Genomic DNA, 541 nt, shown 5'->3' with positions numbered 1-541 from the left:
AAAGAAGATCACGCCAAAGCCGAGCATCGCCAGCGCGAGCAGCAGGTTGATCAGATGCTGGCCCGCGTACACGACCGGCGCGCCCTGGAACAACCGGAACCTGTACTTGCCGGACAGTTTGCCGAACGCGATCACCGAACCCGAGAACGTGATCGCGCCGACGAACGTGCCGATGAACAGCTCGACACGATTGCCGTACGGCAGGAAGCCCGGCGCGGTATTGTCCGGATCGACGAGACCGAACGCAGCCGGCTCCGACACCACCGCGTACGCAATACACACAGCGGCGAGACCGATCAGCGAGTGCATGGCCGCGACCAGTTCCGGCATCTTGGTCATCTCGACGCGCGCCGCGACGAACGCGCCAACCGCACCGCCGACCACCAGCGCGACCAGCAAGAGGCCAAGCCCAAGACCGAGATTCGAACCGAGCCCGTTGGCCTGCTTGACGATCAGCGCGATGGTCGTGAGGATCGCGATCGCCATCCCCGCCATCCCGAAGGTATTGCCGATGCGCGCGGTCTTCGGATTCGACAGCCCT

1 protein-coding gene is annotated in these 541 nt (G+C 64.3%); it reads right to left on the bottom strand.

Annotated elements, in window-relative coordinates; genetic code table 11:
- Window positions 1–541, bottom strand: a 541-nt coding sequence (locus tag P0D70_RS36785) for an NAD(P)(+) transhydrogenase (Re/Si-specific) subunit beta (RefSeq protein WP_408188130.1), incomplete at both ends; no start/stop codon positions are given.

It is taken from the genome of Paraburkholderia sp. RL17-381-BIF-C (assembly GCF_046026435.1).
GTDB lineage: Bacteria > Pseudomonadota > Gammaproteobacteria > Burkholderiales > Burkholderiaceae > Paraburkholderia.
This window is presented reverse-complemented; position numbering and strand designations above follow the sequence as displayed.